The sequence below is a fragment of the Nonomuraea aridisoli genome (assembly GCF_003236395.1).
Taxonomy (GTDB): Bacteria; Actinomycetota; Actinomycetes; order Streptosporangiales; family Streptosporangiaceae; genus Nonomuraea; species Nonomuraea aridisoli.
Genome location: NZ_POUD01000656.1, coordinates 1 through 492 on the forward strand (window position 1 = coordinate 1; position 492 = coordinate 492).

General features: G+C 76.2%; 1 protein-coding gene. It reads left to right on the plus strand.

The genetic code is table 11. The features are described 5' to 3' along the window. Positions 1 to 13: 13 nt before the first annotated feature. Positions 14 to 492: hypothetical protein (locus tag C1J01_RS50980; protein WP_181449399.1), on the plus strand; the 479-nt coding region annotated here is incomplete at its 3' end.

Here is a 492-nt window from a genome sequence, read left to right on the forward strand (position 1 = left end):
GGGCGGGTGGGCGGTGACGTACCTGGACCCGCCGCCGTCCCGCTTCGACAGCGGCACGTCGTACACGCTGGGGTTCTGGGTGTTGCAGCACGGCACCCACCCGCCGAGGGGCGAGGTGGGCCCGATCGCGTTGCGCTTCGTCCGTGCGGACGGCACGAGCAGGCGCTTCGCCGGCACGGCCCTGCGCGAGGAGGGACACCACGCCACGTCCGTGGCGCTGCCCGAGGGGGTGTGGCGGGTGGTCGCCGAGCAGGGCCTGTTCCAGCCGTACGAGGTGGGCACGCTCACCGTGCCCGGCTCGCTGACGATCAACCCGGTGCCGCCGGAACTGGTGAGGGACATCGGCGTGCCCGCCCCGTGGGGAGCCATCCGCCCACCCGTCGTCCCGGTCTCCGCCGCGCGGTCAACGGAGGCGCCGGGCGCCGCGCGGTCACCTGGAGGCGCGGAGGCCGCCGAGGGCGCGGGGGCGTCCGGGGCTCCTGTGGATGCGGG